The sequence below is a fragment of the Bosea sp. RAC05 genome, from assembly GCF_001713455.1.
GTDB lineage: Bacteria > Pseudomonadota > Alphaproteobacteria > Rhizobiales > Beijerinckiaceae > Allobosea.
The window spans coordinates 1,937,258-1,961,232 of sequence record NZ_CP016464.1; the positions used below are offsets into that span (position 1 = coordinate 1,937,258).

The 23,975-nt window shown below is 67.9% G+C and carries 24 protein-coding genes; 17 read left to right on the top strand and 7 right to left on the bottom strand.

What is annotated here, in order from left to right; translation table 11 throughout:
• The first annotated feature begins 53 nt into the window (after positions 1-53).
• Both BSY19_RS12590 and BSY19_RS12595 read left to right on the top strand, forming a co-directional pair.
• Positions 54-1,064: an alpha/beta hydrolase gene (locus tag BSY19_RS12590; RefSeq protein WP_150129600.1), complete on the top strand. Its 1,011-nt coding sequence runs from the start codon at positions 54-56 to the stop codon at positions 1,062-1,064.
• A 57-nt stretch (positions 1,065-1,121) separates the two neighbouring features.
• Complete coding sequence (locus BSY19_RS12595) at positions 1,122-2,018, top strand: alpha/beta hydrolase family protein (protein WP_069054473.1); 897 nt, start codon at positions 1,122-1,124, stop codon at positions 2,016-2,018.
• Positions 2,019-2,022: 4 nt separating this feature from the next.
• On the opposite strand, the gene BSY19_RS12600 is transcribed toward BSY19_RS12595, so the two are convergent.
• Positions 2,023-2,481, bottom strand: coding sequence for an Lrp/AsnC family transcriptional regulator (locus BSY19_RS12600; RefSeq protein WP_067989106.1), 459 nt, complete (start codon positions 2,479-2,481; stop codon positions 2,023-2,025).
• A gap of 150 nt (positions 2,482-2,631) precedes the next feature.
• On the opposite strand from BSY19_RS12600, the gene BSY19_RS12605 reads away from it, so the two are divergent.
• Positions 2,632-3,915, top strand: coding sequence for a cystathionine gamma-synthase family protein (locus BSY19_RS12605; protein ID WP_069054474.1), 1,284 nt, complete (start codon positions 2,632-2,634; stop codon positions 3,913-3,915).
• Positions 3,916-4,031: 116 nt separating this feature from the next.
• On the opposite strand, the gene BSY19_RS12610 is transcribed toward BSY19_RS12605, so the two are convergent.
• Positions 4,032-4,769 carry a DUF3750 domain-containing protein gene (locus BSY19_RS12610; protein ID WP_069054475.1) on the bottom strand — a complete coding sequence of 246 codons (738 nt, stop codon included), beginning with the start codon at positions 4,767-4,769 and terminating at the stop codon, positions 4,032-4,034.
• A gap of 129 nt (positions 4,770-4,898) precedes the next feature.
• Between BSY19_RS12610 and BSY19_RS12615 the strand changes: the two genes are divergently transcribed.
• From BSY19_RS12615 to BSY19_RS12635, 5 genes are all read left to right on the top strand, one after another.
• A complete protein-coding gene (locus BSY19_RS12615; RefSeq protein WP_083247567.1) occupies positions 4,899-6,011 on the top strand; it encodes a polyamine ABC transporter substrate-binding protein in 1,113 nt (370 codons plus the stop codon).
• Positions 6,012-6,071: 60 nt separating this feature from the next.
• Positions 6,072-7,226 (top strand): ABC transporter ATP-binding protein, encoded by a 1,155-nt coding sequence (locus BSY19_RS12620; protein WP_069054476.1) that lies wholly within the window; start codon positions 6,072-6,074, stop codon positions 7,224-7,226.
• 8 nt (positions 7,227-7,234) lie between these two features.
• On the top strand, positions 7,235-8,140 hold the full coding sequence (locus BSY19_RS12625; protein WP_236840522.1) for an ABC transporter permease: 906 nt from the start codon (positions 7,235-7,237) through the stop codon (positions 8,138-8,140).
• The gene (locus BSY19_RS12630; RefSeq protein WP_069054477.1) at positions 8,137-8,925 is read left to right on the top strand and encodes an ABC transporter permease; all 789 of its coding nucleotides are present in this window, start codon (positions 8,137-8,139) and stop codon (positions 8,923-8,925) included. Before BSY19_RS12625 ends, BSY19_RS12630 begins: the two co-directional genes overlap by 4 nt.
• Positions 8,926-9,061: 136 nt before the next feature.
• A complete protein-coding gene (locus tag BSY19_RS12635; protein ID WP_069054478.1) occupies positions 9,062-9,331 on the top strand; it encodes a hypothetical protein in 270 nt (89 codons plus the stop codon).
• 60 nt (positions 9,332-9,391) lie between these two features.
• On the opposite strand, the gene scpA is transcribed toward BSY19_RS12635, so the two are convergent.
• The 4 genes from scpA to BSY19_RS12655 form a co-directional block, all read right to left on the bottom strand.
• On the bottom strand, positions 9,392-11,557 hold the full coding sequence (gene scpA / locus BSY19_RS12640; RefSeq protein WP_069054479.1) for a methylmalonyl-CoA mutase: 2,166 nt from the start codon (positions 11,555-11,557) through the stop codon (positions 9,392-9,394).
• On the bottom strand, positions 11,554-12,378 hold the full coding sequence (gene thiD / locus BSY19_RS12645) for a bifunctional hydroxymethylpyrimidine kinase/phosphomethylpyrimidine kinase (protein WP_069054480.1): 825 nt from the start codon (positions 12,376-12,378) through the stop codon (positions 11,554-11,556). Before thiD ends, scpA begins: the two co-directional genes overlap by 4 nt.
• A gap of 12 nt (positions 12,379-12,390) precedes the next feature.
• Positions 12,391-14,358 carry a methylmalonyl-CoA mutase subunit beta gene (locus tag BSY19_RS12650; protein ID WP_069054481.1) on the bottom strand — a complete coding sequence of 656 codons (1,968 nt, stop codon included), beginning with the start codon at positions 14,356-14,358 and terminating at the stop codon, positions 12,391-12,393.
• A 178-nt stretch (positions 14,359-14,536) separates the two neighbouring features.
• Positions 14,537-14,923, bottom strand: coding sequence for a hypothetical protein (locus BSY19_RS12655; RefSeq protein WP_069057053.1), 387 nt, complete (start codon positions 14,921-14,923; stop codon positions 14,537-14,539).
• A 157-nt stretch (positions 14,924-15,080) separates the two neighbouring features.
• Between BSY19_RS12655 and BSY19_RS12660 the strand changes: the two genes are divergently transcribed.
• The 3 genes from BSY19_RS12660 (at position 15,081) to BSY19_RS12670 (ending at position 18,880) form a co-directional block, all read left to right on the top strand.
• Positions 15,081-16,625, top strand: coding sequence for a helicase HerA-like domain-containing protein (locus BSY19_RS12660; RefSeq protein ID WP_069054482.1), 1,545 nt, complete (start codon positions 15,081-15,083; stop codon positions 16,623-16,625).
• 277 nt (positions 16,626-16,902) lie between these two features.
• Entirely contained in the window at positions 16,903-18,294 is a 1,392-nt protein-coding gene (locus BSY19_RS12665) for a dipeptidase (protein ID WP_069054483.1), read from the top strand.
• A gap of 4 nt (positions 18,295-18,298) precedes the next feature.
• Complete coding sequence (locus tag BSY19_RS12670) at positions 18,299-18,880, top strand: LOG family protein (protein WP_069054484.1); 582 nt, start codon at positions 18,299-18,301, stop codon at positions 18,878-18,880.
• 3 nt (positions 18,881-18,883) lie between these two features.
• On the opposite strand, the gene BSY19_RS27005 is transcribed toward BSY19_RS12670, so the two are convergent.
• Complete coding sequence (locus BSY19_RS27005; RefSeq protein WP_150129601.1) at positions 18,884-19,912, bottom strand: RelA/SpoT domain-containing protein; 1,029 nt, start codon at positions 19,910-19,912, stop codon at positions 18,884-18,886.
• 188 nt (positions 19,913-20,100) lie between these two features.
• Here BSY19_RS27005 and BSY19_RS27955 point away from each other — a divergent pair, with 188 nt between their 5' ends.
• The 6 genes from BSY19_RS27955 (at position 20,101) to BSY19_RS12695 (ending at position 23,966) form a co-directional block, all read left to right on the top strand.
• Positions 20,101-20,496: a hypothetical protein gene (locus BSY19_RS27955; protein WP_069054485.1), complete on the top strand. Its 396-nt coding sequence runs from the start codon at positions 20,101-20,103 to the stop codon at positions 20,494-20,496.
• Complete coding sequence (locus BSY19_RS12680; protein WP_442856700.1) at positions 20,438-21,742, top strand: DNA-packaging protein; 1,305 nt, start codon at positions 20,438-20,440, stop codon at positions 21,740-21,742. Before BSY19_RS27955 ends, BSY19_RS12680 begins: the two co-directional genes overlap by 59 nt.
• 130 nt (positions 21,743-21,872) lie before the next feature.
• The gene (locus tag BSY19_RS12685; RefSeq protein WP_069057055.1) at positions 21,873-23,057 is read left to right on the top strand and encodes a phage portal protein; all 1,185 of its coding nucleotides are present in this window, start codon (positions 21,873-21,875) and stop codon (positions 23,055-23,057) included.
• Positions 23,054-23,254, top strand: a complete 201-nt coding sequence (locus BSY19_RS12690; protein WP_069054486.1) for a hypothetical protein — start codon at positions 23,054-23,056, stop codon at positions 23,252-23,254. Before BSY19_RS12685 ends, BSY19_RS12690 begins: the two co-directional genes overlap by 4 nt.
• Complete coding sequence (locus BSY19_RS27550; protein WP_150129602.1) at positions 23,251-23,433, top strand: hypothetical protein; 183 nt, start codon at positions 23,251-23,253, stop codon at positions 23,431-23,433. Before BSY19_RS12690 ends, BSY19_RS27550 begins: the two co-directional genes overlap by 4 nt.
• A complete protein-coding gene (locus BSY19_RS12695; RefSeq protein WP_083247570.1) occupies positions 23,430-23,966 on the top strand; it encodes an HK97 family phage prohead protease in 537 nt (178 codons plus the stop codon). The genes BSY19_RS27550 and BSY19_RS12695 overlap by 4 nt, the downstream gene beginning before the upstream one ends.
• Positions 23,967-23,975 lie beyond the last annotated feature (9 nt).

The following is a 23,975-nucleotide window of genomic DNA, read 5'->3' on the forward strand; positions in this document are numbered from 1 at the left end:
AAGGGGGGACTGGCCAATTCGGCCCCCTCATCATCGACTGGATGCCCGACACGATGCTTGGTTTACGGCACGCATCTTCTTGCCGTCGGGCGGCGCTCGCCGCGCTGCTCGCACTCGCGCTCTCGGCCTGCGCCCAGAGCGAAGTCGCCGTCTCGCCGTTCTCGGAGCCGACCCGGGCCGATGCCTCGGCGCTGGGCAAGGAGCCCGAGCTGCTCGTGGTGACGACCCGCAAGCCGGTCGGCCCGCGCCAGCCCTTCTTCGGCTCCGATCGCGGCTCGCTCACCTTCGCGGAAGCGCGCCTCGCACCGCCCGCCGACGGGATTTCGGGCCGCGTCTCCTCCGCCGTCAGCGGCGACTGGGCGGTGCTGGGACTGGACAGCCAGACCTCCGCCGATGCCGGCCGCGCCTTCGCCCAGGCGGCGACCGGCCGCGATGTGCTGCTCTATGTGCATGGCTACAACGAGACCTTCGAATCCGCGGCGCGCAGCGCCGGCCAGCTCTCGCATTCGCTCGAATTCCAGGGCCGCACCGCGATCTTCTCCTGGCCGTCCGGCGGCAAGCTGTTCGACTATGCCTATGACCGCGAAAGCGCGCTCTGGTCGCGCGACGGCTTCGTCAAGGCGCTGCAGGCCCTCGTCGCCAATCCGACGGTCGGCCGCATCCACATCGTTGCGCATTCGATGGGCACCTTCCTGACGCTGGAAGGGCTGCGCGAGCTGCGCGATTCCGCCGACGTCTATTCCCGGATCGGATCCGTCGTCCTCGCCTCGCCCGACATCGATATCGACGCCTTCGAGCAGACGGTCGGCAAGCTCGGCCCGCTCGCCCGCCGCATGACGCTGATCATCGACCCGGGCGACCGGGCGCTGGCGATCTCCGCCCGCATCGCCGGTGGCGTCGCGCGCGCCGGAGCGGCCGACCGTTCGCGCCTGGAGGCCCTGGGCGTGCGCGTCGCGGACACCTCCGGCCGGGGCTGGAGCATGCTGCGGCATGACCTCTTTCTCTCCGACAGCGAGGTCACGCAGGTCGTGCGCCGCGCCATGGACCGCGGCAAGGGCGCCTGAGCGGCTTGTCCGGCCGGGCGGTCCCGCGCAAACTCCGCGCCGAGGAGGCGTGGAGCGATGTCGACGGTCGGCCGGGTTCTGGTGGCAATGCTCCTGCTGGCCTGCTGCCCGCAGATCGCCGCGGCCCATGACCCGACGCCGTTCCAGGAGCCCGGCCGCAGCCATGTGATCCACGAGGACGTCTCGCCCGCCGGCGCCGAGCCGATCAATGTCGAGACCTATGTGCCGGCGGCCTGCACGGGCAAACCCTGCCCTCTGCTGATCGCAATCCACGGCCTCGAGCGCAATGCCGAGACCGCGCGCGACAACTGGGTCGAGGCGGCCGAGCGCCATGGCCTGCTGATCGCCGCGCCGCATTTCGACCGCGACCGGTTCCCGACGCGGCTGTTCCAGCAGGGCGGCGTGCGCGACGAGACGGACCCGGCGCGCTGGCTCTATGCCAGCATCGAACGCTTCTTCGATCGCGCCTTGGCCAGCGGCAGGGTGGCGGGATCGAGCTACGTCCTGTTCGGGCATTCCGCCGGCGCCCAGTTCGTCCACCGCATGGCCCTGCTGATGCCGGCGGCACGCTTCTCGACCGCGATCAGCGCCAATGCCGGCTACTACACCCTGCCTCTGCGGGGCGAGGCGGGCGGCTTGGCCTATCCCTATTCGCTGAACGGAACGCCTGCGACCGAGGCGGCGCTGGGGGCCGCCCTCGCGAAACCAGTTTTGGTGATGCTCGGCGAGCGGGACGACGACCCTGCCCATCCGCAGTTGAACCACAGCCGGGGCGCCGAGGCGCAGGGCTCGAACCGGCTGGCGCGCGGGCGTCATTTCATGGCGGTCGCGGCCACTGAGGCGGCGCGGCTGAAGGTGGAGAGCCCCTGGCGCACGATCGTGGTGCCTGGCGTCGGCCATGATTCGCGGCGGATGGCCGCCGCCACGGCGGAGGCTCTCTTCGCGGGGCGTTAGCGGCTCACAGCGGCGGCAGGCCGATGCGCTTCTTCACCGTCGCCAGCGCGAAGTTGGACTCGACCGACTGGATGCATTTCAGCCGCGTCATCTTCTGCTTCAGGAAGCGCTCATAGCCCTCGATGCCGTCCGTCAGCACCCGCAGCAGATAGTCCTGGCTGCCGGTCATCAGGTAGCATTCGGTGACCTCGTTCCAGCCTTCGACCGCCTTCTCGAACTCGGCGATGTGCTCTTGCGTCTGCTGCGACAGCCGCACCGAGACGAAGACGCTGAAGGGCAGGCCATAGGCCTTGGGATCGACGGTTGCCGAATAACCCTGGATCACACCGCTCTCCTCGAGACGCTTGAGGCGGCGCAGGCAGGGCGTCGGGGACAGGCCGACTTTCTCCGACAGATCCTGGTTGGTGATGCGGCCATCCTCCTGCAGGACGGCCAGCATGCGGCGATCGACGTTATCGAGCATAAACTGCTCCCACTTGCTTCAACTATGGAAGGATCTCACTCTCGTACTGCCATAGAGGGGTGGAACCGTCCAAGCAATCGCTGCGTCTTACGCTTATGTTATCGCCTTGGGCGCATTCTGCGGCGCACCCCGTTGGACAGCGAGGCCATCATGAGCGACGACAGCTATCACAAGGACCGGATCGCCAATCGCAAGCTGCATCCCGAGACGTTGATGATGGGCTTCGGCTACTCGCCGGCCATGTCGGAAGGCTCGCTGAAGCCGCCGATCTTCCTGACCTCGACCTTCGTCTTCGAGAACGCCCAGCAGGGGAAGGATTTCTTCGACTTCACCTCCGGCCGCCGCCAGCCCAAGCCGGGCGAGAAGCCCGGACTGGTCTATTCGCGCTTCAACCACCCGAACATGGAGATCCTCGAGGATCGCCTGGCGATCTGGGACGAGGCGGAAAAATGCGCCGTCTTCGCCAGCGGCATGGCGGCCATCGCGACGACCTGCTTCGCCTTCCTGCGACCGGGCGACACGATCATTCATTCCCGCCCCCTCTATGGCGGCACCGAGACCCTGCTGAAGAACCAGATGGGCGCCTTCGGGGTCACGCCCTTCGGCTTCACCAACGGGCTCGACATCGCGCAGATGCGCGAGACCGCCAAGGCCGCCGCGGCCAAGGGGCGCGTCGGCATGATCCTGGTCGAGACGCCGGCGAACCCGACCAACGGGCTGGTCGATCTCGCCGCCTGCAAGCTGATCGCCGACGAGCTCGAAGCCTCGCAGGGCCACCGCCCGCCGGTCGTCGTCGACAACACAATGCTCGGCCCGAAATACCAGAAGCCGCTGAAGCAGGGGGCCGATCTCTCGCTGCTCTCGCTGACCAAATATGTCGGCGGCCATTCCGACCTCGTCGGCGGCTCGATCAGCGGCGCGGAGGCGCTGGTGCGGCAGGTCAAGAGCTGGCGCGGCTCGCTGGGCACGCAGCTCGACCCCAACTCCTGCTGGATGCTGATGCGCTCGCTCGAGACGCTCGACATCCGCATGAGCCGCGCCAACGAGAACGCGAGGCTGGTCGCGGACTACCTCTCCGCCCATCCGAAGGTCGCCAAGGTGCATTATCTCGGCGACCTCAAGGATGGCGACCCGCGCAAGGCGGTGTTCGACCGGCAATGCACGGCGGCCGGCTCGACCTTCGCCTTCGACGTCGTCGGCGGCGAGAAGGAGGCCTTCGCGCTGCTCGACAATCTCCAGATCATGAAGCTCGCCGTCTCGCTCGGCGGCACCGAGACGCTGGTCTCGCACCCCGCCGCGATGACGCATTCGGGCGTTGCCCGCGAACTGCGCGAGGAGATCGGCCTCACCGACGCGCTGATCCGTATTTCCGTCGGCATCGAGAACATCGAGGATCTGATCTCGGACCTGGCCCAGGCGCTGGAAGCGGTGTGAGGCTTGCCGCCCGTCATTGCGAGCGCAGCGAAGCAATCCAGCCGGCCCGCTCGCCGTCCTCCTAGATTGCTTCGTCGCTGCGCTCCTCGCAATGACGGTGGGCGTGTTCGTGTCGCCTAAACCCCAACCCGCCCCCAGCCCGGCAGCTTCAGCGCCGGACTGCGCAGGTCGAAGCCCGCCACCAGGCCGAGCAGGTTGATCTCGACGCCCTCGACCCAGCCGATCGTGAAACCGGCGAGCCCGTAGAGCGACGCCTGGATGCCGGTGCGGCTCGGCGTCAGCCCGGCGAACAGGCCGTCCTCGCGGAAATCCTTGCCGATTGCGGTCGGTGGCAGGGCCCGCGCCAGTTCCGGCACCTCGGCCATGACATGCTGGACGAAGCTGTTGGAGTTGGGGCCGGGCCAGGCCTGATAGCTGCCGGGCGTGGCATAGGCATAGCTCTTCACCGCTGCGCGGATGCGCGGGATCAGCGCTTCCGCCGCCGCGCCTCGGATCTCGGCCACCGGCTCCGGCAGATTGCCGTACCAGCGCCCGTCGGCCTCGCGGTGGTTGACGCGCACCGGCGTGCCCCAGCCGACCACGTCGAAGCGGGTATAGGCGCTGGCGCCGGCCTCCTTCACCACCACCCAGGAATGATGCGCGAAGACGCCGCGCCAGCGGCCGACGCGGGCGGCGAAGACATGGACGGTGGCTTCCGGCTCGGTCGAGGCGGCGGGCAGGAGCTTCGCGCTCGACCAGTCGGCCCGGCGCCAGTCATCGGCCGTTCCCTGCATCGACCACCAGGCGGCGTGGGTCGCCACCGGCACGATGAAGACGAGCAGGAACAGGAGAGGCAGGAGGCGGGCAGCGCGCATGATGGCAATATGTGGCAGTCCTGTTGCATCGCAAGATCGATCGGCGCGGTGCGGGATCACAACGGCTTGAGACGTAGCGCCAAGCTGTTAGCTTCTGCGCCGCCTGTCCGGAGAGGAATCGAACGCATCATGATGTCTGGCCGCTGGTTCAAGGGAATCGTCTCGGGTCTCGCGCTGGGCCTGTCGCTGGCCGTTGCGGGCCAGGCCGCGGCGCAGGGCAAGGAACTGCGCATCTACAACTGGTCCGACTATGTCGACCCCGAGGTTCTCGACGCCTTCAAGAAGGAAACCGGGATCACGGTCGTCTACGACACCTTCGACCAGATGGAGACGGTCGAGACCAAGCTGCTGGCGGGCAAGACCGGCTACGACCTGATCGTGGTCACCGCCTCCTTCCTGCCGCGCCACATCCCGCTCGGCCTCTATGCGCCGATCGACGCCGCCAAGGTGCCCAATCTGAAGAACGCCTGGCCCGAGATCCAGGGGCGGCTGGCCAAATACGACCCCGGCAACAAGCACGCCGTGAACTACATGTGGGGCACGACCGGGATCGGCTACAACGTCGCCAAGATCAAGGAACGGCTCGGCCCTGACGCGGTGATCGACAGCTGGAAGATCCTGTTCGATCCCGACCAGCTCAAGAAGCTCTCGAACTGCGGCGTGCATGTGCTGGATGCGGTCGAGGAGATGTTCCCCGCGGCGCTGCGCTATCTCGGCCTCAACCCGGATTCGAAGGCCGAGGCCGACCTGAACAAGGCCGGCGAGCTCTTGCGCAAGATCCGCCCGCACATCCAGAAGTTCCATTCGTCGGAATACATCAACGCGCTCGCCAACGGCGACATTTGCCTCGCCGTCGGCTATTCCGGCGACATCCTCCAGGCGAAGAAGCGCGCGGAGGAGGCCAAGAACAAGGTCGAGATCGCCTATTCCATCCCGAAGGAAGGCGCGCTGATGTGGTTCGATTCCTTCGTGATCCCGAAGGATGCGGCCAATCCGGAAGCCGCGCTCGCCTTCATCGACTTCGTCAACCGCCCCGCCATGGCGGCGAAGAACTCCGACTTCATCCAGTATGCCAATGGCAACATCGCCTCGAAACCGCTGCTCTCGGCGGCCGTGCGCGACAATCCCGGCATTTATCCGCCGGATGCGGTGATGGCGCGGCTCTACACGATCACCCCCTACGACCAGAAGTCGCAGCGGCTGGTGAACCGGCTCTGGACCCGGGTGAAGACCGGCAAGTGAGCGGGCGGGCAAAGTGAGCGCACGGGCGTGAGCGAGCAGAGGGGGCGAGGGGCGGGCGCGATGCGCAAGGCATCGCCCGGCAGCGTGCGTCGCGCCTTCCAGCCCTGGAACGATCCCGCCGCGCAGCCGCTCGTCGAGTTCCGCGGCGTGACGAAGCGCTTCGGCGGCGTCACCGCCGTCGCCGATGTCTCGCTCTCGCTCTACCCGCGCGAGTTCTTCGCGCTGCTCGGCCCCTCCGGCTGCGGCAAGACCACGCTGATGCGGATGCTGGCGGGCTTCGAGACGCCCGACGCGGGCGCCATCCTGCTCGACGGCGTCGACATCACCGCTGTCCCGCCGCATCTGCGGCCGGTCAACATGATGTTCCAGTCCTATGCGCTGTTCCCCCATCTCAGCGTCGCCGACAACATCGGCTACGGCCTGAAGCGCGAGGGGCTGCCGCGGGCCGAGATCGACCGGCGCGTGGCTGAGATGTTGGCGCTGGTCAAGCTGGACGGGCTGGGCAAGCGCCGCCCGGACCAGTTGTCCGGCGGGCAGCGCCAGCGCGTCGCGCTCGCCCGCGCGCTCGCCAAGCGCCCGAAGCTCCTGCTGCTGGACGAACCGATGGCGGCACTCGACCGCAAGCTGCGCGAGGCCACCCAGTTCGAGCTGATGGACATCCAGAGCAAGCTCGGCACCACCTTCATGGTCGTCACCCACGACCAGGACGAGGCGATGACCATGGCCGACCGCATGGCGGTGATGGACCATGGCCGGCTCGTCCAGATCGCCCCGCCGGACGTGATCTACGAGGCCCCCGTGAGCCGCCACGTCGCGGAGTTCGTCGGCGATATCAACATCCTCGAGGGCCGCGTCGAATCCGTCGACGGCGATCTCGTCAGCGTGATGACGCCGCTGGCGGGCATCGTCGAACTCGACGAGGAGGCGCCGGCCCTGTCGCCGGGGGAGCCGGTCCTCGTCGGGCTGCGGCCGGAGAAGATCGCGCTGAGCCATGACGAGCCGGCCCAGGGCACCAACAAGGTCCGCGGCGAGATCTGGGACATCGGCTATCTCGGCGACATGACGATGGTTCAGGTCATGATCGGCGGCGACGACGGCCAGCTCCTGAAGGTCTCCCTGACCAACCGCTCGCGCCGGATCGAGCGCCCCTTCGCCTGGGAGGATACGGTCTGGCTGTCCTGGGACGTCGAGGCCGGGCTGGTGCTGAAGCCGTGAGCGGGCCGGTGTCGCTCGTGAAGGCACAAGGCCGTCTGGTCGTGGCCGTGCCCTATCTCTGGCTGGGGCTCTTCTTCCTCGCGCCCTTCGTCATGGTGCTGCGGATCGCGCTGTCGGATGCCGCCACCGCGTTGCCGCCCTATGCGCCGCATTTCGAGGGCTTCGCGGCGCTGCGCGACTTCCTGGCCGGGCTCGATCTCGAGAATTTCGGGCTGATCTGGGAGGATCCACTCTACTGGCAGAGCTATCTCTTTTCGCTGCGCATCGCGGCGCTGACGACGCTGATCGCGCTCGCGATCGGCTATCCGCTCGCCTATGCGATGGCGAGCGCCCCGGCGCGCTGGCGCGCCATCCTGCTCGTGCTCGTCATCCTGCCGTTCTGGACCTCCTTCCTGATCCGGGTCTACGCCTGGATCGGCATCCTGCGGCCCGAGGGCCTGCTCGACATGGCGCTGGCGGCGCTCGGCCTCAGCGATCAGCCGCTGCGACTGTTGAATACCGAGACCGCGGTCCTGATCGGCATGGTCTATTCCTACCTGCCCTTCATGGTGCTGCCGCTCTATGCGACGCTGGAGAAGCTCGATCGCAGCCTGCTGGAGGCCGCCGCCGATCTCGGCGCGACGCCGCTCAGGGCCTTCGTGACGGTGACCTTGCCGCTCTCGCTGCCCGGCATCCTGGCCGGCTCGGTACTGGTGTTCATCCCCGCCATCGGCGAGTTCGTCATTCCAGACCTGCTCGGCGGTCCGGACACGACGATGATCGGCAAGGTTTTGTGGACCGAGTTCTTCTCCAACCGCGACTGGCCGCTGGCCTCGGCCGTGGCGGTCGTGCTGCTGGTGGTGCTGGTCCTGCCGCTGGCGTTGCTGCAGCGCGCGCGGCTGGCGCGGGCCGGCGAGGCGGGAGGCAGGGCATGACCCGGCTCGGCCCCGGCCTCATCCTCGCCCTCGTCGCGGGCTTCGCCTTTCTCTATCTGCCGATCCTCGCGCTGATTGCCTATTCCTTCAACGCCTCGCGGCTCGTCACCGTCTGGGGCGGCTTCTCGACGCATTGGTACGGGACGCTGCTCGCCAACGAGCCGCTTTTGTCGGCGGCCTGGCTCAGCCTGCGCCTCGCCTTCGTCTCGGCCACGCTCGCAACCGTGTTGGGGACGCTTGCCGCGCTGGCCTTGGCGCGGCAGGGCCGCTTCCGCGGGCGCCTGCTGTTCTCCGGCATGGCGCTGGCGCCGCTGGTGATGCCGGAGGTGATCACCGGCCTTTCCCTTCTGCTGCTCTTCGTGGCGGCGGATGTGGAGCGCGGCTTCTGGACGGTGACGATCGCCCACGCGACCTTCGGCCTCGGCTTCGCCTGCATCGTCGTGCAGGCCCGCCTTGTCGGCTTCGACCGCTCGCTGGAGGAGGCGGCGCGCGATCTCGGCGCCACGCCGCTGGTCACGTTCTGGACGGTGACCTTACCATTGATCGCGCCGGCGGTGGCGGCGGCCTGGCTGCTCGCCTTCACGCTGTCGCTCGACGACCTCGTCATCGCGAGCTTCACCACCGGGCCTGGCGCCACGACCCTGCCGATGCGGCTCTATTCGGCGGTTCGGCTCGGCGTCTCGCCCGAGATCAATGCCGCCTGCACCATCCTGATCGGCTTCGTCGCCACGGTGGTGATCGCGGCCTCGCTGCTGCTGAAGCGGCGCCAGGCCCTGGGCGCCTGAGCGTCGGCGCGAGCTGGTTCCACCCATCCTGGCTAAACGGCGTGTGAATGGCGGCCTCAATCCCCGTTCAGATGCGATCCGCCATGGTCGTGGTCGAGGCGAGGGGATGGCCCGAGCCCGCAACAGGACAAGGATCATGGCCCGCAGATTCGTCGTTACCGCGCTGGCCGGGCTCGCTCTCGGCGCTGCCGTGTTCGCCGCCGGCAGCGTCGTGGCGCCTGCCCCCGCCGAGGCCTTCGGGGGCCGCTACGAGGAGGGCTGGGGTCCGCCCCGGCATGGCTGGCGGCCGCCGCCGCCCGTCTTCCACGGCTACTGGGGCCGCCGCCGCTGGCATCACCATGACGGCTACGGCTTCCGTCCGCCGCCGCCCCGCTACGGCTACGGCTATGGTCACGGCTGGCGCTAGTGTCGCGCAGCGACGCCCGTGATCATGGGACAGGCGCGGCCCGCCGGCCGCGCCTGTCCGCTATTCGGCCGCCGTGCGCTGGACATAGCCCAGCCGGCCGTTGAGGTCCTCGAGCAGCTTCTCGGCCGCATCGGCGATGACCGTGCCGGGCGGAAAGATCGCCGAGGCACCGGCCTCGATCAGCGCCTCGAAATCCTGCGGCGGGATGACGCCGCCGACCACGATCATGATGTCGGGCCGGCCGGCCTTGGCGAGCGCCGCCTTGAGCTCGGGCACCAGCGTGAGATGGCCTGCCGCCAGCGACGACACGCCGATGATGTGGACGTCGTTCTCAACACCCTGGCGGGCCGCCTCGTCGGGCGTGGCGAAGAGCGGGCCGATGTCGACGTCGAAGCCGAGATCGGCGAAGGCAGAGGCGATGACCTTCTGGCCGCGGTCATGCCCGTCCTGCCCCATCTTGGCGACGAGGATGCGCGGGCGGCGGCCATCGGCCTCCTCGAAGGCCTGCGTCATCATCTGCACGCGCATCACCGCCGGGTTCATCGTGCCGACCTCCCGCTTGTAGACGCCCGAGATCGACTTGATCTCGGCGCGATGACGGCCGAAGACCTGCTCCATCGCCAGCGAAATCTCGCCGACGGTCGCCTTGGCGCGGGCTGCCTTCACCGCGAGGTCGAGCAGATTGGCCTCGCCCTTCGCCCCCTCGGTCAGGGCGGCGAGCGCGGCCTGAACCTCGCTCTCGTTGCGCTCGGCCTTGAGGCGCTTCAGCTTCTCGAGCTGCTGCGCGCGCACCGAGGCGTTGTCGACCTTGAGCACGTCGATCGCGGCCTCGTTGTCGGGCTTGAAGCAGTTCACGCCGATGATCGCCTGCAGCCCGCCATCGATGCGCGCCTGGGTCTTGGCGGCCGCCTCCTCGATGCGCAGCTTCGGGATGCCGGCCTCGATCGCCTTGGCCATGCCGCCGAGCGCCTCGACCTCCTGGATATGGCCCCAGGCCTTGGTCGCCAGTTCCGCCGTCAACCGCTCGACATAATAGGACCCGCCCCACGGATCGATGATCCGGGTCGTGCCGCTCTCCTGCTGCAGCAGGATCTGCGTGTTGCGGGCGATGCGGGCGGAAAAGTCGGTCGGCAGCGCCAGCGCCTCGTCCAGCGCGTTGGTGTGCAGCGACTGGGTATGGCCTTGCGTCGCCGCCATCGCCTCGATCATCGTGCGCGGCACGTTGTTGAAGACGTCCTGGGCCGTCAGCGACCATCCGGACGTCTGGCAATGGGTGCGCAAGGGCAGCGACTTCTCGCTCTGTGCGCCGAAATCCTTGACGAGCTTCGCCCAGATCAGCCGGCCGGCGCGCAGCTTGGCGACCTCCATGAAGAAGTTCATGCCGATCGCCCAGAAGAAGGACAGGCGCGGCGCGAAGGCATCCACCCCAAGCCCCGCGCGCTGGCCGGCGCGGATGTATTCGACGCCGTCGGCGAGCGTATAGGCGAGCTCGAGGTCCTGCGTCGCCCCGGCCTCCTGCATGTGATAGCCGGAGATCGAGATCGAGTTGAACTTCGGCATATGGGCCGAGGTGTAGGCGAAGATGTCGCCAATGATCCGCATCGAGGGGGCGGGGGGATAGATATAGGTGTTGCGGACCATGAACTCCTTGAGGATGTCGTTCTGGATGGTCCCCGAGAGCTTGGCGGCCGGCACGCCCTGTTCTTCCGCCGCGACGATGTAGAGCGCGAGCACCGGCAGCACGGCGCCGTTCATCGTCATCGAGACGCTCATCTGGTCGAGCGGGATGCCGGAGAACAGGGTGCGCATGTCATAGATCGAGTCGATCGCGACGCCGGCCATGCCGACATCGCCGCCGACGCGCGGATGGTCTGAGTCATAGCCGCGATGCGTCGCCAGATCGAAGGCGACGGAGAGTCCCTTCTGCCCCGCAGCGAGATTGCGGCGGTAGAAGGCGTTGGAATCCTCCGCTGTGGAGAAGCCGGCATATTGCCGGATCGTCCAGGGCTGGTTGACATACATCGTCGGGTAGGGCCCGCGCAGATAGGGCGCGATGCCCGGCAGGGTGTCGACGAAGGGGAGCCCGTCGCGATCCTCTGGTCCGTAGACTGGTTTCACCGGGATGCCCTCGGGCGTCAGCCAGGCCTCGCCGGCCGGCAGCGCGGGAGAGGCGGGGCTGGTGCCGTCGGCATAAGCCAGCGTCGTGAAATCCGGGATGGCTGTCATGGCTGTCTCCCGTCCTGACGATCCCACCAGTGGTGGAAATGATGCACCGGTCCGTGCCCATGGCCAACCGGAACCTCGTCGGCCGCCGCGATCGCCGCCGAGATGTAGGTCTTGGCCTGGCCGACGGCCTCCGGCAGCGAAAGCCCCTTTGCCAGCCCAGATGCGATGGCCGATGACAGGGTGCAGCCCGTGCCATGGGTGTTGCGCGTGGTCAGGCGCGGCGCCGCGAAGCGCTGGCGGCTGCCGCCCGCGAGCAGGAGCAGGTCACTGCTGTTGTCGCCGCCGCCATGCCCGCCCTTGATCAGGACATTGGCGGCGCCGAGCGCGGCGAGCGCATCCGCCTGTCGCTCGACAGCGTCCTCGGTTTGCGCCTCGCTTGTGCCGAGCAGGGCGGCCGCTTCCGGCAGGTTGGGGGTGATCAGCGTCGCCAGCGGGAAGAGATGGCGGTGGATGGCGGCGACGGCCTCGTTTTCCAGGAGCCGCGCGCCGGAGGCCGCAACCATCACCGGATCGAGCACGATGTTGCGCGCCTTGTGGCGCTTCAGCCCCGCGGCCACGGTCTCGATCAGCTCGGCCGTCGCCAGCATGCCGATCTTCACCGCCGCGACGTCGAGATCCTCGAAGACGGCGTCGATCTGCTGCGCGACGAAAGCCGCCGGCACGGCATGAATCGCGCTCACGCCCCTCGTGTTCTGCGCGGTCAGCGCGACGATGACGCTGGCGCCGTAGACCTGATGGGCCGCAAAGGTCTTGAGATCGGCCTGGATGCCGGCGCCGCCACTGGAATCCGAGCCGGCGATGGTCAGGGCGATGGTGGTCATGGCCCGGTCTCCTCAGGTGGCATCGTGCGCGCGCCGCAGCGCGTCGAGCACGTCGCAGCCGGCATAGATGAACGACCTCACTCCCGCATTGTTCAGCGCCTCCTCCAGTTCGCCGGGCCGGCCCGCGAGCCAGACTGTCGCGCCCGCCGCCGTCAGCGCCTGCGCAGCGGGGACGCCCTCGGCAGCATAGGCGGCGTCCGCCCCGCACAGGCAGGCGAGCCTTGCGCCCGAGGCCGTGAAGGCGGCCGTGAGCGCGGCGAGATCGGTGCCGCCGTCCTGCGCGAAGCCGTCGCCGACCGGGGCGGCGAGACCGCCCGCCTCGAACAGGTTGCGCGCGAAGCCGGCGCGCGCCGTGAAATCGGCGACCGGCCCGAGCGTCGCCAGGAAGACGACCGGCTTTACGGCCGCCGCATCGGCCCGGTCGCGCAGCGTCTCAAAGGGTTCGGCCAGCCGCTGCGACGGGAGGGCCTTCGCCCGCAAGCCGTCCTGCGGCGCGATCAGGCCCTCCTGGCGTTCGGCGCCTGCGGCGAGCCGAGCGATCAGGGCGTCGGGATCGGGCGCAGTTCCGGTCCGGCCCGTCGGCGTGCCGATGGTGACTGGGGCCACATCCAGCACGGCAACCGCGGCCTCCCTGAGGTTCGGGAACTCGCTCGTGCCGGTGATCGGCTCGCGCCGCGTCGCGATCGCCCTGGCGTGCGCGTCGCGCTGATGTTCCAGCGCCGTCTGGGCCGTGCCGGCGGTGAGCGCGGCGAGGATCCCCGGCAGGCCGTCCTTCGCCTGCCGCTCGACCGCCTGCATCTGCGCCCAGCCCTGCTCGCACAGCGCCTGCGTCAGCGTCTCGAAGCTGCCGGAGCCCGCGGCGGGGTCGGCGACGCGCCAGAGATTGGCCTCCTCCAGCAGCACGAGCTGGGTGTTGCGCGCGATGCGGCGGGCAAAGGCATCCGACAAACCGAGTGCTGCGGTGAAGGGCTGCACGGTGATCGAGTCCGCGCCGCCGATGCCCGCCGAGAAGGTGGCGATGGTGCCGCGCAGCAGATTGACCCACGGGTCGCGCCGCGTCAGCGAGCGCCAGGCCGTCTCCGCATGCAGGACCATCGGCGCCGGCGTCAGCCCGCAGGCGCGCTGGATGCGGGCCCAGATCAGGCGGGCCGCCCGTAGCTTGGCGATCGTCAGGAACTCGTCGGTGTCGGCGACCAGCGTGAAGGAGATCGCGTCGCGCGCCTCCTCCAGCGAAAAGCCTGCGGCTTCCAGCGCGCGCAGATAGGCGATGGCGCTCGCCACGCCATAGCCCAGTTCCTGCGCCTCGCTGGCCCCGGCCTCGTGCCAGGGCCGGGTGTCGACCGTGACGAAGGGGCCGTTGAAGCCGCGCGCCTTCAGCGCCCGGATCGTCGCGGCGAGACGGCGCCCGACCTCGGCCCAGGAGGCCGCGAGCCCGCCCGTGCCGGCGAAGACGCCGATCGGGTCCATGCCGAAATCGAGCGACAGCGCCTCGGGCGAAAGCCCGCGCATCTCGACCAGCGCGGCCAGCAGCAGCGCGTTGATGCGACCCTCCGGGGCAGGGTCGAGTCGCAACTGGATCAGGTCGAGCATTGCGCCGTCGAGAGCGGCATCGAGAGCAGCGACATCCTTTGCGACAAGCCCGTATCCGCGTGCGGCGTGGGCTCCGGCGAAGGCGATCGTCAGCGCGTTCGCGCCGCCCTCGAGATCGGCCAGAGCCAGCTTTTGCGCCTCGGCCGGCTCGGGATGGTCGAGCCGGGCCGTAACCTGCCAGCGCCCGGCCTGCGCGCGCAGGGGCCGGGCCGGCGGGGATGCCGCCAGATAGAGCGGCTCGACACGGATGCCGTCGGCCGTCTTGGCCACCAGGCGCTTCTCGAAATCGCCGCCCTTGAGCACCTTGTCGACCGCCGCGCGCCAGGCCTCCTGCGTCGGGGCCGGAAACGCGCTCATGAAGGACAGGTCGGGGTCCGGGGCCGAAGTCATGCGAAGCTGTCCTCGTCATCAGCCGCTGCGCGGCTGCGTGGCGGTGATTGCCATGCGGGGCGCCGCGCCGCCATTCCTACTTCGTCGCAACGCGGCTGCGCAAACCCGCGCCGGGGAGGGGGCAAACGACAACGCCGCCTGGCGGCGGCGTTGCAAGGTCCATCGCGGCGGCGGCGCCTTAGACGAACTGGCCGAGCCCCGGGATCGCGCCGACGATGGCGCCCATCGCATCCTCGCCCGCCTTCTCGCGGCCGACGGCGAACATTTCCTTCGAGACGGACTGGATCTGGCCCATCGACAGGCCGGCGCCCATCAGCTGTCCGCCGAGCGCCATCACGCCGCCGCTGCCGCCCATCAGGCCGCCGACCATACCCATCAGGCCGCCCTTGGCGCCGCCCTCGGCGGCGGCGAGTTCCTCTGCGCCCGGCAGGGCCGCCATCAGCTGCCCGATCTCGGCCGCCGGGCCCTCCTTCTGCAGGAAGGCGAGAATGATGCCGATCGCCTTGCGGGCGAGCTCTTCGTTGAGGCCCGAGGCCGCGATCACGCGGGAAATCAGTTCGTCCATGATGTCGATCCTGTCGGTTGCGGCGCGGATGGCCAGATAGTTCACATATCAACGATTGGGCGGATGCGATAGTCCGGCGACCGGACGGGCTTCCGCCGACGACCGCCATTCGCTACATCCTTGGCCGTGACCCATCGACAGCACAACAGGCAGGCCCATGGCGGATGACGGCGCGATTCTGATCGGCAAGAGCTGGAAGCCGGAGACCCTCCTGCTCAAGCTCGCCAACCGCCACGGCCTCGTCACCGGCGCCACCGGCACCGGCAAGACCGTGACGCTGCAGGTGCTGGCCGAGGGCTTCGCCCGCGAGGGCGTGCCGGTCTTCGCCGCCGACATCAAGGGCGACCTTTCGGGCATCGCCGCGCCCGGCGATTCCAAGCCGCCCTTCCTCAAGCGCGCCGAGGAGATCGGCGTGAAATACGAGCCCGACCAGTTCACCACCGTGTTCTGGGACGTCTTCGGCGAGCAGGGCCACCCCGTCCGCGCCACGATCTCGGAGATGGGGCCGCTGCTGCTGGCGCGCCTGCTCGATCTCAACGAGACGCAGGAGGGCGTGCTCAACATCGCCTTCCGCATCGCCGACGAGCAGAAGCTGCTGCTGCTCGACCTCAAGGACCTGCGCGCCATCCTCGGCTTCATCGCCGAGAACGCCAAGGACCTGACGACGAAATACGGCAACGTCACCTCGCAGACGGTCGGCACGATCCAGCGCGCGCTGCTGGTGCTGGAAAACCAGAAGGGCGACCTGTTCTTCGGCGAACCGGCGCTGGAAATCTCCGATCTGATGCGCACGGACCGCTATGGCCGCGGCATCGTCAACATCATGGCCGCCGACAAGCTGATGGCCAATCCGCGGCTCTATGCGACCTTCCTGCTCTGGCTGCTCTCGGAGCTGTTCGAGCAGCTGCCCGAGGTCGGCGACCTCGACAAGCCCAAGCTCGTCTTCTTCTTCGACGAGGCGCATCTGCTCTTCAACGGCGCGCCCAAGGCGCTGCTGACGGCGGTCGAGCAGGTCGTGCGGCTGATCCGCTCCAAGGGCATCGGCGTCTATTTCGTCACGCAGAACCCGCTCGACATCCCCGAGACCGTGCTGGCCCAGCTCGGCAACCGCGTCCAGCACGCCCTGCGCGCCTTCACCCCGCGCGACCAGAAGGCGGTCAAGGCCGCCGCCGAAACCTTCCGCCAAAACCCCAAGATCAACACGGCTGAGGCGATCATGCATCTGGCGGTCGGCGAGGCGCTGATCTCGACGCTCGAGGGCCGGGGCTCGCCCACGGTCGTCGAGCGCACGCTGATCGCGCCGCCGATGGCCCAGGTCGGGCCCTGCTCGGCACAGATCCGCCAGCAGGCGCTGACGGAGTCCGGCTTCAAGGGCAAGTACGACACGATGATCGACCGCGAGTCGGCCTATGAAGAGCTGATGAGCCGGAAGAACATGGCGCCCGAAGGCGAAGTCGTTGAGGCCTCGACGACCGGGGGCGGCGGCATCCTCGACACGATCGGCGGCTGGCTCGGCGGCAGCGGCGCGCCGCAGCAGCGGCCGAAGACCGGCCCCGGCAGCCGCGGCGGCGCCCTGCCGCAGAGCATGGCCGAGAAGGTCCTGACCTCGGCGGCCCGCTCGGCCGCGACCACGATCGGCCGCCAGGTCGGCACCGCGATCCTGCGCGGGGTGCTTGGCAGCATGATGGGCGGGAAGCGGTAGCAAGCGCGCCAAGCGCGGGCTCAGCCCTCATCCTGAGGAGGCGCGAAGCGGCGTCTCGGAGGATGATCCAGCGATCGCTGGAGCCTCCTGAAAGCATCCTTCGAGACGCCATTTCTGACGAAATGGCTCCTCAGGATGAGGGCTGTGGTGAATGCCACGCTTGCAGGGCTGGTATTGCCTGCATGTTCGGATGCTGACGCCGCCCCCGTGCCTTGCCATGATGGCGTCACCTGAATCGGCTCAGCTTTCCCGCACGAGCCCAGCCTTGCCGAGTGCCATGACCCAGCTTCCTGCGATCCTCGCCCGCCTCGATGCCGATCTCGACGCCTCGCTGGCGCGCCTGTCGTCCTGGCTCGAAATCCCCTCGATCTCGACGGATTCGGCTTACGCCGCCGACAGCCGCCGCGCGGCGGAGTGGCTGGCGAAGGACCTGGAATCGCTCGGCTTCACCGCCGGCCTGCGCGAGACGCCCGGCCATCCGATCGTGCTCGCCCACCGGCCCAAGCCCGGCGCACCGCATGTGCTGTTCTACGGCCATTACGACGTCCAGCCGGTGGACCCGCTGGAGCTCTGGGACACCAAGCCCTTCGCGCCCGTGATCAAGGAGATCGAGCCCGGTCGCCGGGTCATCGTCGCGCGCGGGGCCTGCGACGACAAGGGCCAGGTCATGACCTTCATCGAGGCGCTGCGGGCAACGATCGCCGAGACCGGCGACCTGCCGATCGGCGTGACCGTGATGGTCGAGGGCGAGGAGGAATCGGGTTCGGTCAACCTGCCGGCCTTCGTCCGCGACAATGCCGCCGAGCTGAAGGCCGATTTCGCGCTCGTCTGCGACACCGGCATGTGGGACCGGCAGACCCCGGCCATCACCGCCTCGCTGCGCGGCCTGGTCTATCAGGAGGTGACGATCACCTGCGCCGACCGCGACCTGCATTCCGGCCTGTTCGGCGGTGCGGCCGCCAACCCCGTCCATGTGCTCGCGAAGATCGTCGCCGCGCTGCATGACGAGGACGGGCGCATCACGCTGCCGGGCTTCTATGACGGCGTCGAGGAGCCGACGAACCAGCAGAAGGCCGACTGGGCCGATCTCAACCTAACCGAGGACGAGTTCCTCGGCCAGATCGGGCTAAAGCACTCCATCGGCGAGAAGGGGCGCATGCTGATCGAGCAGATCCAGTCCCGCCCGACCTGTGACGTCAACGGGCTCTGGGGCGGCTATACCGGTGAGGGCACCAAGACGGTGATCGCCGGCAAGGCCTCGGCCAAGGTCTCCTTCCGCCTCGTCGGCCAGCAGGATCCCGACAAGATCGCCGCCGCCTTCCAGGCCTTCGTGCGCGCGCGGCTGCCGGCCGATGTCACGGCGGAGTTCATCGCCCATGGCGCCTCGCCGGCCATCGCCGTGCCGGTCGAGTCGCAGGCCCTGCGCCAGGCGCAGAATGCGCTGACCGAGGAATGGGGCCGCAAGGCCGTGACCATCGGCTCGGGCGGGTCGATCCCCGTCGTCGGCGATTTCAAGCGCCTGCTCGGCATCGACACGCTGCTCGTCGGCTTCGGGCTCGACGACGACCGGGTGCATTCGCCCAACGAGAAATACGACCTCTCCTCCTTCCACAAGGGCCAGCGCTCCTGGGCACGCATCCTGCAGGCACTTGCCGCGAAGGGGGCCTGAGCCGATGAAATCCGTCTGCGTGTTCTGCGGGTCCAACCCCGGCAATGATCCTGTCTATGCCGAAGGCGCGCGCGCCATGGGCGCCGAGATTGCGAGGCGCGGCATGGTGCTGGTCTATGGCGGCGGCGCGGTCGGGCTGATGGGCATCGTCGCCGATGCCGCGCTCGCGGCCGGCGGCGAGGTCCATGGCGTCATCCCCCGCGCGCTGCGCGAAAAGGAGGTCGGCCATCACCATCTGACCCGGCTCGAAATCGTCGAGACCATGCATATCCGCAAGGCCCGCATGGCGGAGCTGTCGGAAGGCTTCATCGCCATGCCCGGCGGCATCGGCACCTTCGAGGAGCTGTTCGAGATCTGGACCTGGGCCCAGCTCGGCATCCACGACAAGCCGCTCGCCTTCCTCAATGTCGCTGGCTTCTACGATCCCTTGGCGACCTTCCTCGACAACACGGTGGAGGCCGGCTTCCTGAAGCAGACCCACCGCGCCATGACAATCACCGACACGGAGCCCGCGACCCTGCTCGACCGCATGGAGCAGTATGTTCCGGCGGTGACGTATAAATGGGTGGAGAAGGAGGAGGTGTAGTTCTCACTTGCGCAGTATTTCATTCAAGATGGTAGAGAATCGGCCTGTATCAAGGAAGTAATTTGGATATGCGCGCTGCAGCGCTTGTAGCGAATCGACGCGCACAAGAACTGCTTGAGACGATGAATCTGATGGAATTGTTTTCTCTAGGTCAATATATGATTGGTTAGCAATCTGAGAATCTCTCAGGCGAAAGCCTCGGACTGCGACCTTGTTTTCGCCGGGTATCATGTGAACAAGTAGAATTTTAGCGTCGCTTTTGCTGAGGTTGCCGACATATTGGAGAGTTAGATTATACGCATTGAGTGTATCTTTAACACGAAGTTGGTTCGAAAGCTGCGCGATCTCCTTACGCAATTCTGTTAGGCTATTTGGCGTTCCTGGCACGGGCGCGCTGTCCTCTCGTACTGCAATTGCTGAACTCATTAGAGCAAAAAAACGTTGCCATTCGGCGCTTCCGCCTCGCCATTTCAATGCCTGCTTGGTGAAGGTGCCAACTGCTTCAACTGCTGTAGCCCAAGCATGTTGATCTTGCGAGCGGATTTGAATTTCTATTTGAAGTCCATCGTAATCTTTTCGTGTATCGCGGCCTTTGTATTTAAATATCAGATGCAAACTTCGATAACCATCATCTTTCGGATTTAGGATATAGTTCTTCTCGTTCCTTAAAGAGTGGTCGCCATAAGAGTGGTATTTATCGTACAAGGCGTTTACGATCTTAATATTCTCAACGACGGCTCTACATCCAGCAATGTCTTGCATCTGTGAAAGTTGCATTGTCCCAGAAGACAATTTCCGTTTAATAGATTCGAGTCTCTTGATGCGTTGCGAGACAGAGAAATTTCGACTTAATGAATTCGCTTTGTTCCGCAAGGTGACTTGAAATGTATTCAGCGGGTATGCGTGAGAAGACCGCCAGTTATTTATGATGCTGTAATGAATGTCATTTTTAAATATGTCAGCATCCGCTGCGATCGCTTTGCCAGCACGGTCAACCTGACTTTTTGTGTACTCTGGTTTGGCCCAAGCCATGAAAGACTCCACTCTGCCCTCCCGCACCGTACGCCAAAGCTCTCGTGTCGCAAGTAGGAAAATATCCCTTGACAGCGTCACGCTGATCCGCTAGACATCAGGAACGCTCACGAAGTGTGACCAGACGCCCAAGCCGCCGCGCTCATCCGCCGGCGGCTTTCGCATGTCGGGCCCTGCGAGGTTTTCCCATGTCCGATTCCGATGATGACGCGCCGGCATTGCCGGTCGCGAAGGGCAAGCGCTTGTCCGTGGGCCGCAAGGCCGTGGTGACGCGGCTCTGGCGCGCGGCGCAGCGCCAGCTCGATGCGCATGAGGCGCGGCTCGACGAATTGCCGAAGGGCGCAGCCGCCAGCGAAACCGAGGCCAAGGCGCTCGCTGTGCTCGCCCGCACCGTGCGCGAACTGGTGGCGCTCGACGCGGCGGCGCCCGGCCGGGAGGACAAATCCACCGATGAACTCTCGCCCGCCGCCGGACTGCGCCACGTCGCCGAACTCCGAAAGGAGCTTGCACGACGTCTTGAAGTCCTTGCCGCCGGAGAGACGGATCCCGCTGTTGCGGCAACTCCTGTCCACGGCGACGCCTGACCAATACGAGGTTCTGATCGTCGAATGGACGATCTGGGCGCGGCCGGACCAGATGCCGCCGCCACCCCCGCTCCGGGGTGTCTGGCTGGTGCTTGGCGGTCGGGGTGCGGGCAAGACCCGCACCGGCGCCGAATGGGTCAAGGGCATGGCGCTGGGGCAGGAGCCTTATGCGCCGGCCGCCACCGAACGCATCGCGCTGGTGGGCGAGACGCAAGGCCAGGTCCGCGACGTGATGATCGAGGGCGTCTCCGGACTGCTTGCGATCCACACGCGCTGGGAGCGGCCGAGCTGGTATCCCTCGCGGCGGCGGCTCGAATGGCCCAATGGCGCCATCGCCCAGGTGTTTTCGGCGGAAGATCCGGAAGGGCTGCGCGGCCCGCAATTCGGTGCCGCCTGGTCCGACGAGCTGGCGAAATGGCCGAACATTCAGGAGAGCTGGGACATGCTGCAATTCGGGCTTCGCCTCGGCGACCGGCCGCGCCAGATCATCACCACGACGCCGCGCCCCGTGCCGCTGATCAAGCGCCTGCTGGATGACCCGCAAGTGGCCGTCAGCCGCGCGGCGACGAGCGCCAACCGCTTCAACCTCGCGGCCGATTTCATCCGCAGCGTGACGCTCAGCTATGGCGGCACGCGGCTCGGCCGGCAGGAACTCGACGGCGAACTGGTCGAGGAAAGCGCCGATGCGCTCTGGACGCGGGCGATGATCGAGGAGTGCCGCGAGCGGGAGGCGCCGGCCCTGGCGCGGATCGTGGTGGCGGTCGATCCGCCGGCCTCGTCCTCGGCCCGCGCCGATTCCTGCGGGCTGGTCGTCGCCGGCCTCGACGGCGACGGCCTCGGCCATGTGCTGGAGGACGGGACGGTGTCTGGAGCCCGCCCGCATGAATGGGCGGCCAAGGCGGTCGCGCTCTACCGGCGCTTCGAGGCCGATGCGCTCGTCGTCGAGGTCAACCAGGGCGGCGAGATGGCGACCGCCGTCATCCGCGAGGTCGATGCCGGCGTGCCGGTGAGCGCGGTCAGGGCGACGCGGGGCAAATATCTGCGGGCCGAGCCTGTGGCGGCGCTCTATGCGCAAGCGCGAGTGCGCCATGCCGGCGCCTTTCCCGCGCTGGAAGACGAGATGTGCGATTTCGGCCCCGGCGGCCTGAGTTCCGGCCGCTCGCCTGACCGGCTCGACGCACTCGTCTGGGCGCTGACCCATCTGATGCTGGGCCCCAAGGGCCGGCCGCGGGTGAGGGGGATTTAACGGACGTCATTCTCGGGCGGCGCGCCGTCATAGCGAGCGCAGCGAAGCAATCCAGGGGCCGTCGCGCGCTGCCGTTCTGGATGGCTTCGCTGCGCTCGCAATGACGGATCACTTCAACAGCGAGACCTCCATGCTCAACTTCCTACGCCACCTGCGCGGCCTCGCCGCGCCGGAACGCAAGCGCTCGCGCGTCGGGCCGCTGATCGCCCTGCACGAGGCCGGTCGTCCGGTCTGGACGCCGCGCGATTATGCGGCGCTCGCCCGCGAGGGCTATGAGCGCAACCCGGTCGTGCATCGTTGCGTCCGGTTGATCGCCGAGGCTGCGGCCCAGACGCCGCTGATCGCCAAGGTCGGCGACCGGGAAATGCCCGAGCATCCGGCGCTCGCGCTGATCGACCGGCCCAATCCACGCCAGGGCGGCATCGCCTTCCGCGAGATGCTGTTCGGGCATCTGCTCGTCGCCGGCAACGCCTATGTCGAGGCGGCCGGCACGGGCCGAGAGCCGCGCGAACTCTACGCGCTGCGGCCCGACCGGATGAAGGTCGTGCCCGGCCGCGATGGTTGGCCGGAAGCCTATGACTACAGCGTCGGCGGCGACACCATCCGCTTCCGTCAGGATGAGGGCGTCGTCCCGCCGATCCTGCACCTGACCCTGTTTCACCCGGTCGACGACCATTACGGCCTCTCGCCGATCGAGGCCGCCGCCTGCTCGCTCGACATCCACAACGCCGCCAGCGCCTGGCACAAGGCCCTGCTCGACAATGCGGCCCGGCCCTCCGGCGCGCTGGTCTATGACGGGCCGGACGGGGCGAGCCTCACCGACGCGCAGTTCGAGCGGCTGAAGGCCGAACTGGAGGAGAGTTTCCAGGGCGCCCGCAATGCCGGCCGGCCGCTGCTGCTGGAAGGCGGGCTTGACTGGAAACCGCTCTCGCTGACGCCGGCGGAACTGGATTTCGTCGCGGCCAAGGGCGTGGCGGCGCGCGAGATCGCGCTCGCCTTCGGCGTGCCCCCGCTGCTGCTCGGCCTGCCCGGCGACAACACCCACGCCAATTTCGCCGAGGCCAACCGCGCCTTCTGGCGCCAGACCGCGATCCCGCTGGTGCGGCGCACGGCGCAGTCGCTGGCGCAGTGGCTGGGGCCGGCCTTCGGCGGGGAACTCACGTTGGAGCCCGATCTCGACGCGATCGAGGCTTTGGCGGACGAGCGGGAATCGCTCTGGCGCCGGCTCGGCGCGGCGACCTTCCTCAGCGAGGACGAGAAGCGCGAGGCGGTCGGCTACGGCCGGGCGCCGCGAGCGGGGGAGGCGAACCCATGAACCTGCTCGACCAGATCGTCACCGCCTTCGTCGGGCGCGCCGATGTCGGCCATCTCGGGCTCCTGCTCTGGGCTGCGACGGCCTCGGCCGCAGCCTGGTTCGTGATGCGCGAGCTCTCAGCCGCCAACCGGCGCTTCGACGATTTCGTGCGCGAACTCAACCGCTTCAACGCCCGTCACGAGGGGGACCAGCCATGACACGTTCCGCAGAGCAGAAGCCCGCCCCGCCAAAAGCCTCCGGCCCGGGCCATAGCCCGCCGCGGCAGCCGGCGCGCGGCCCGGCCAACACGGAGGCTTTCGGCCGCTTCCTGCGCAATCTGGCGCGGCTGGAAGGCGGTGCGGGTGGTGTCGGCAAGGCCGGGGAGCGGGCGCGATGAGGACGTTGCCTTCCGCCGGCCCCTGCGACCGCGAGTCCAAGTTCCTGCCGCTGCCGCCGGCGCGCATCGGGCTCGACGGGCTGTTCGAGGGCTATGCCAGCCTGTTCGGCATCGCCGATCTCGGCAAGGACATCGTCGAGCGTGGCGCCTTTCGCGAGAGCCTGGCGCGGCGGGGCTCAGCCGGCGTCAAGCTGCTCTGGCAGCATGATCCGGCCGAGCCGATCGGCCGCTGGCTGGCGCTCACCGAGGATTCGCGCGGACTCTTCGTCAGGGGGCAGCTCTCGCTGGCCGTCGCCCGCGCCCGGGAGATCCACGCCCTGATGCGCGAAGGGGCTGTCGATGGCCTCTCGATCGGCTTCCGTTCCGAGCGCGCCCGCACCGAGCCGCGAAGTGGCCTGCGCCGGCTGGAGCGGATCGACCTCTGGGAGATCTCGATCGTCACCTTCCCGATGCTGCCGCAGGCCCGGATCTCCGCCGTCAAGGCGCTGCGCCCCGCGCAGCGGTCCTCTTACGCCGCCTTCGCTCACGCCTGAAACCGTTCT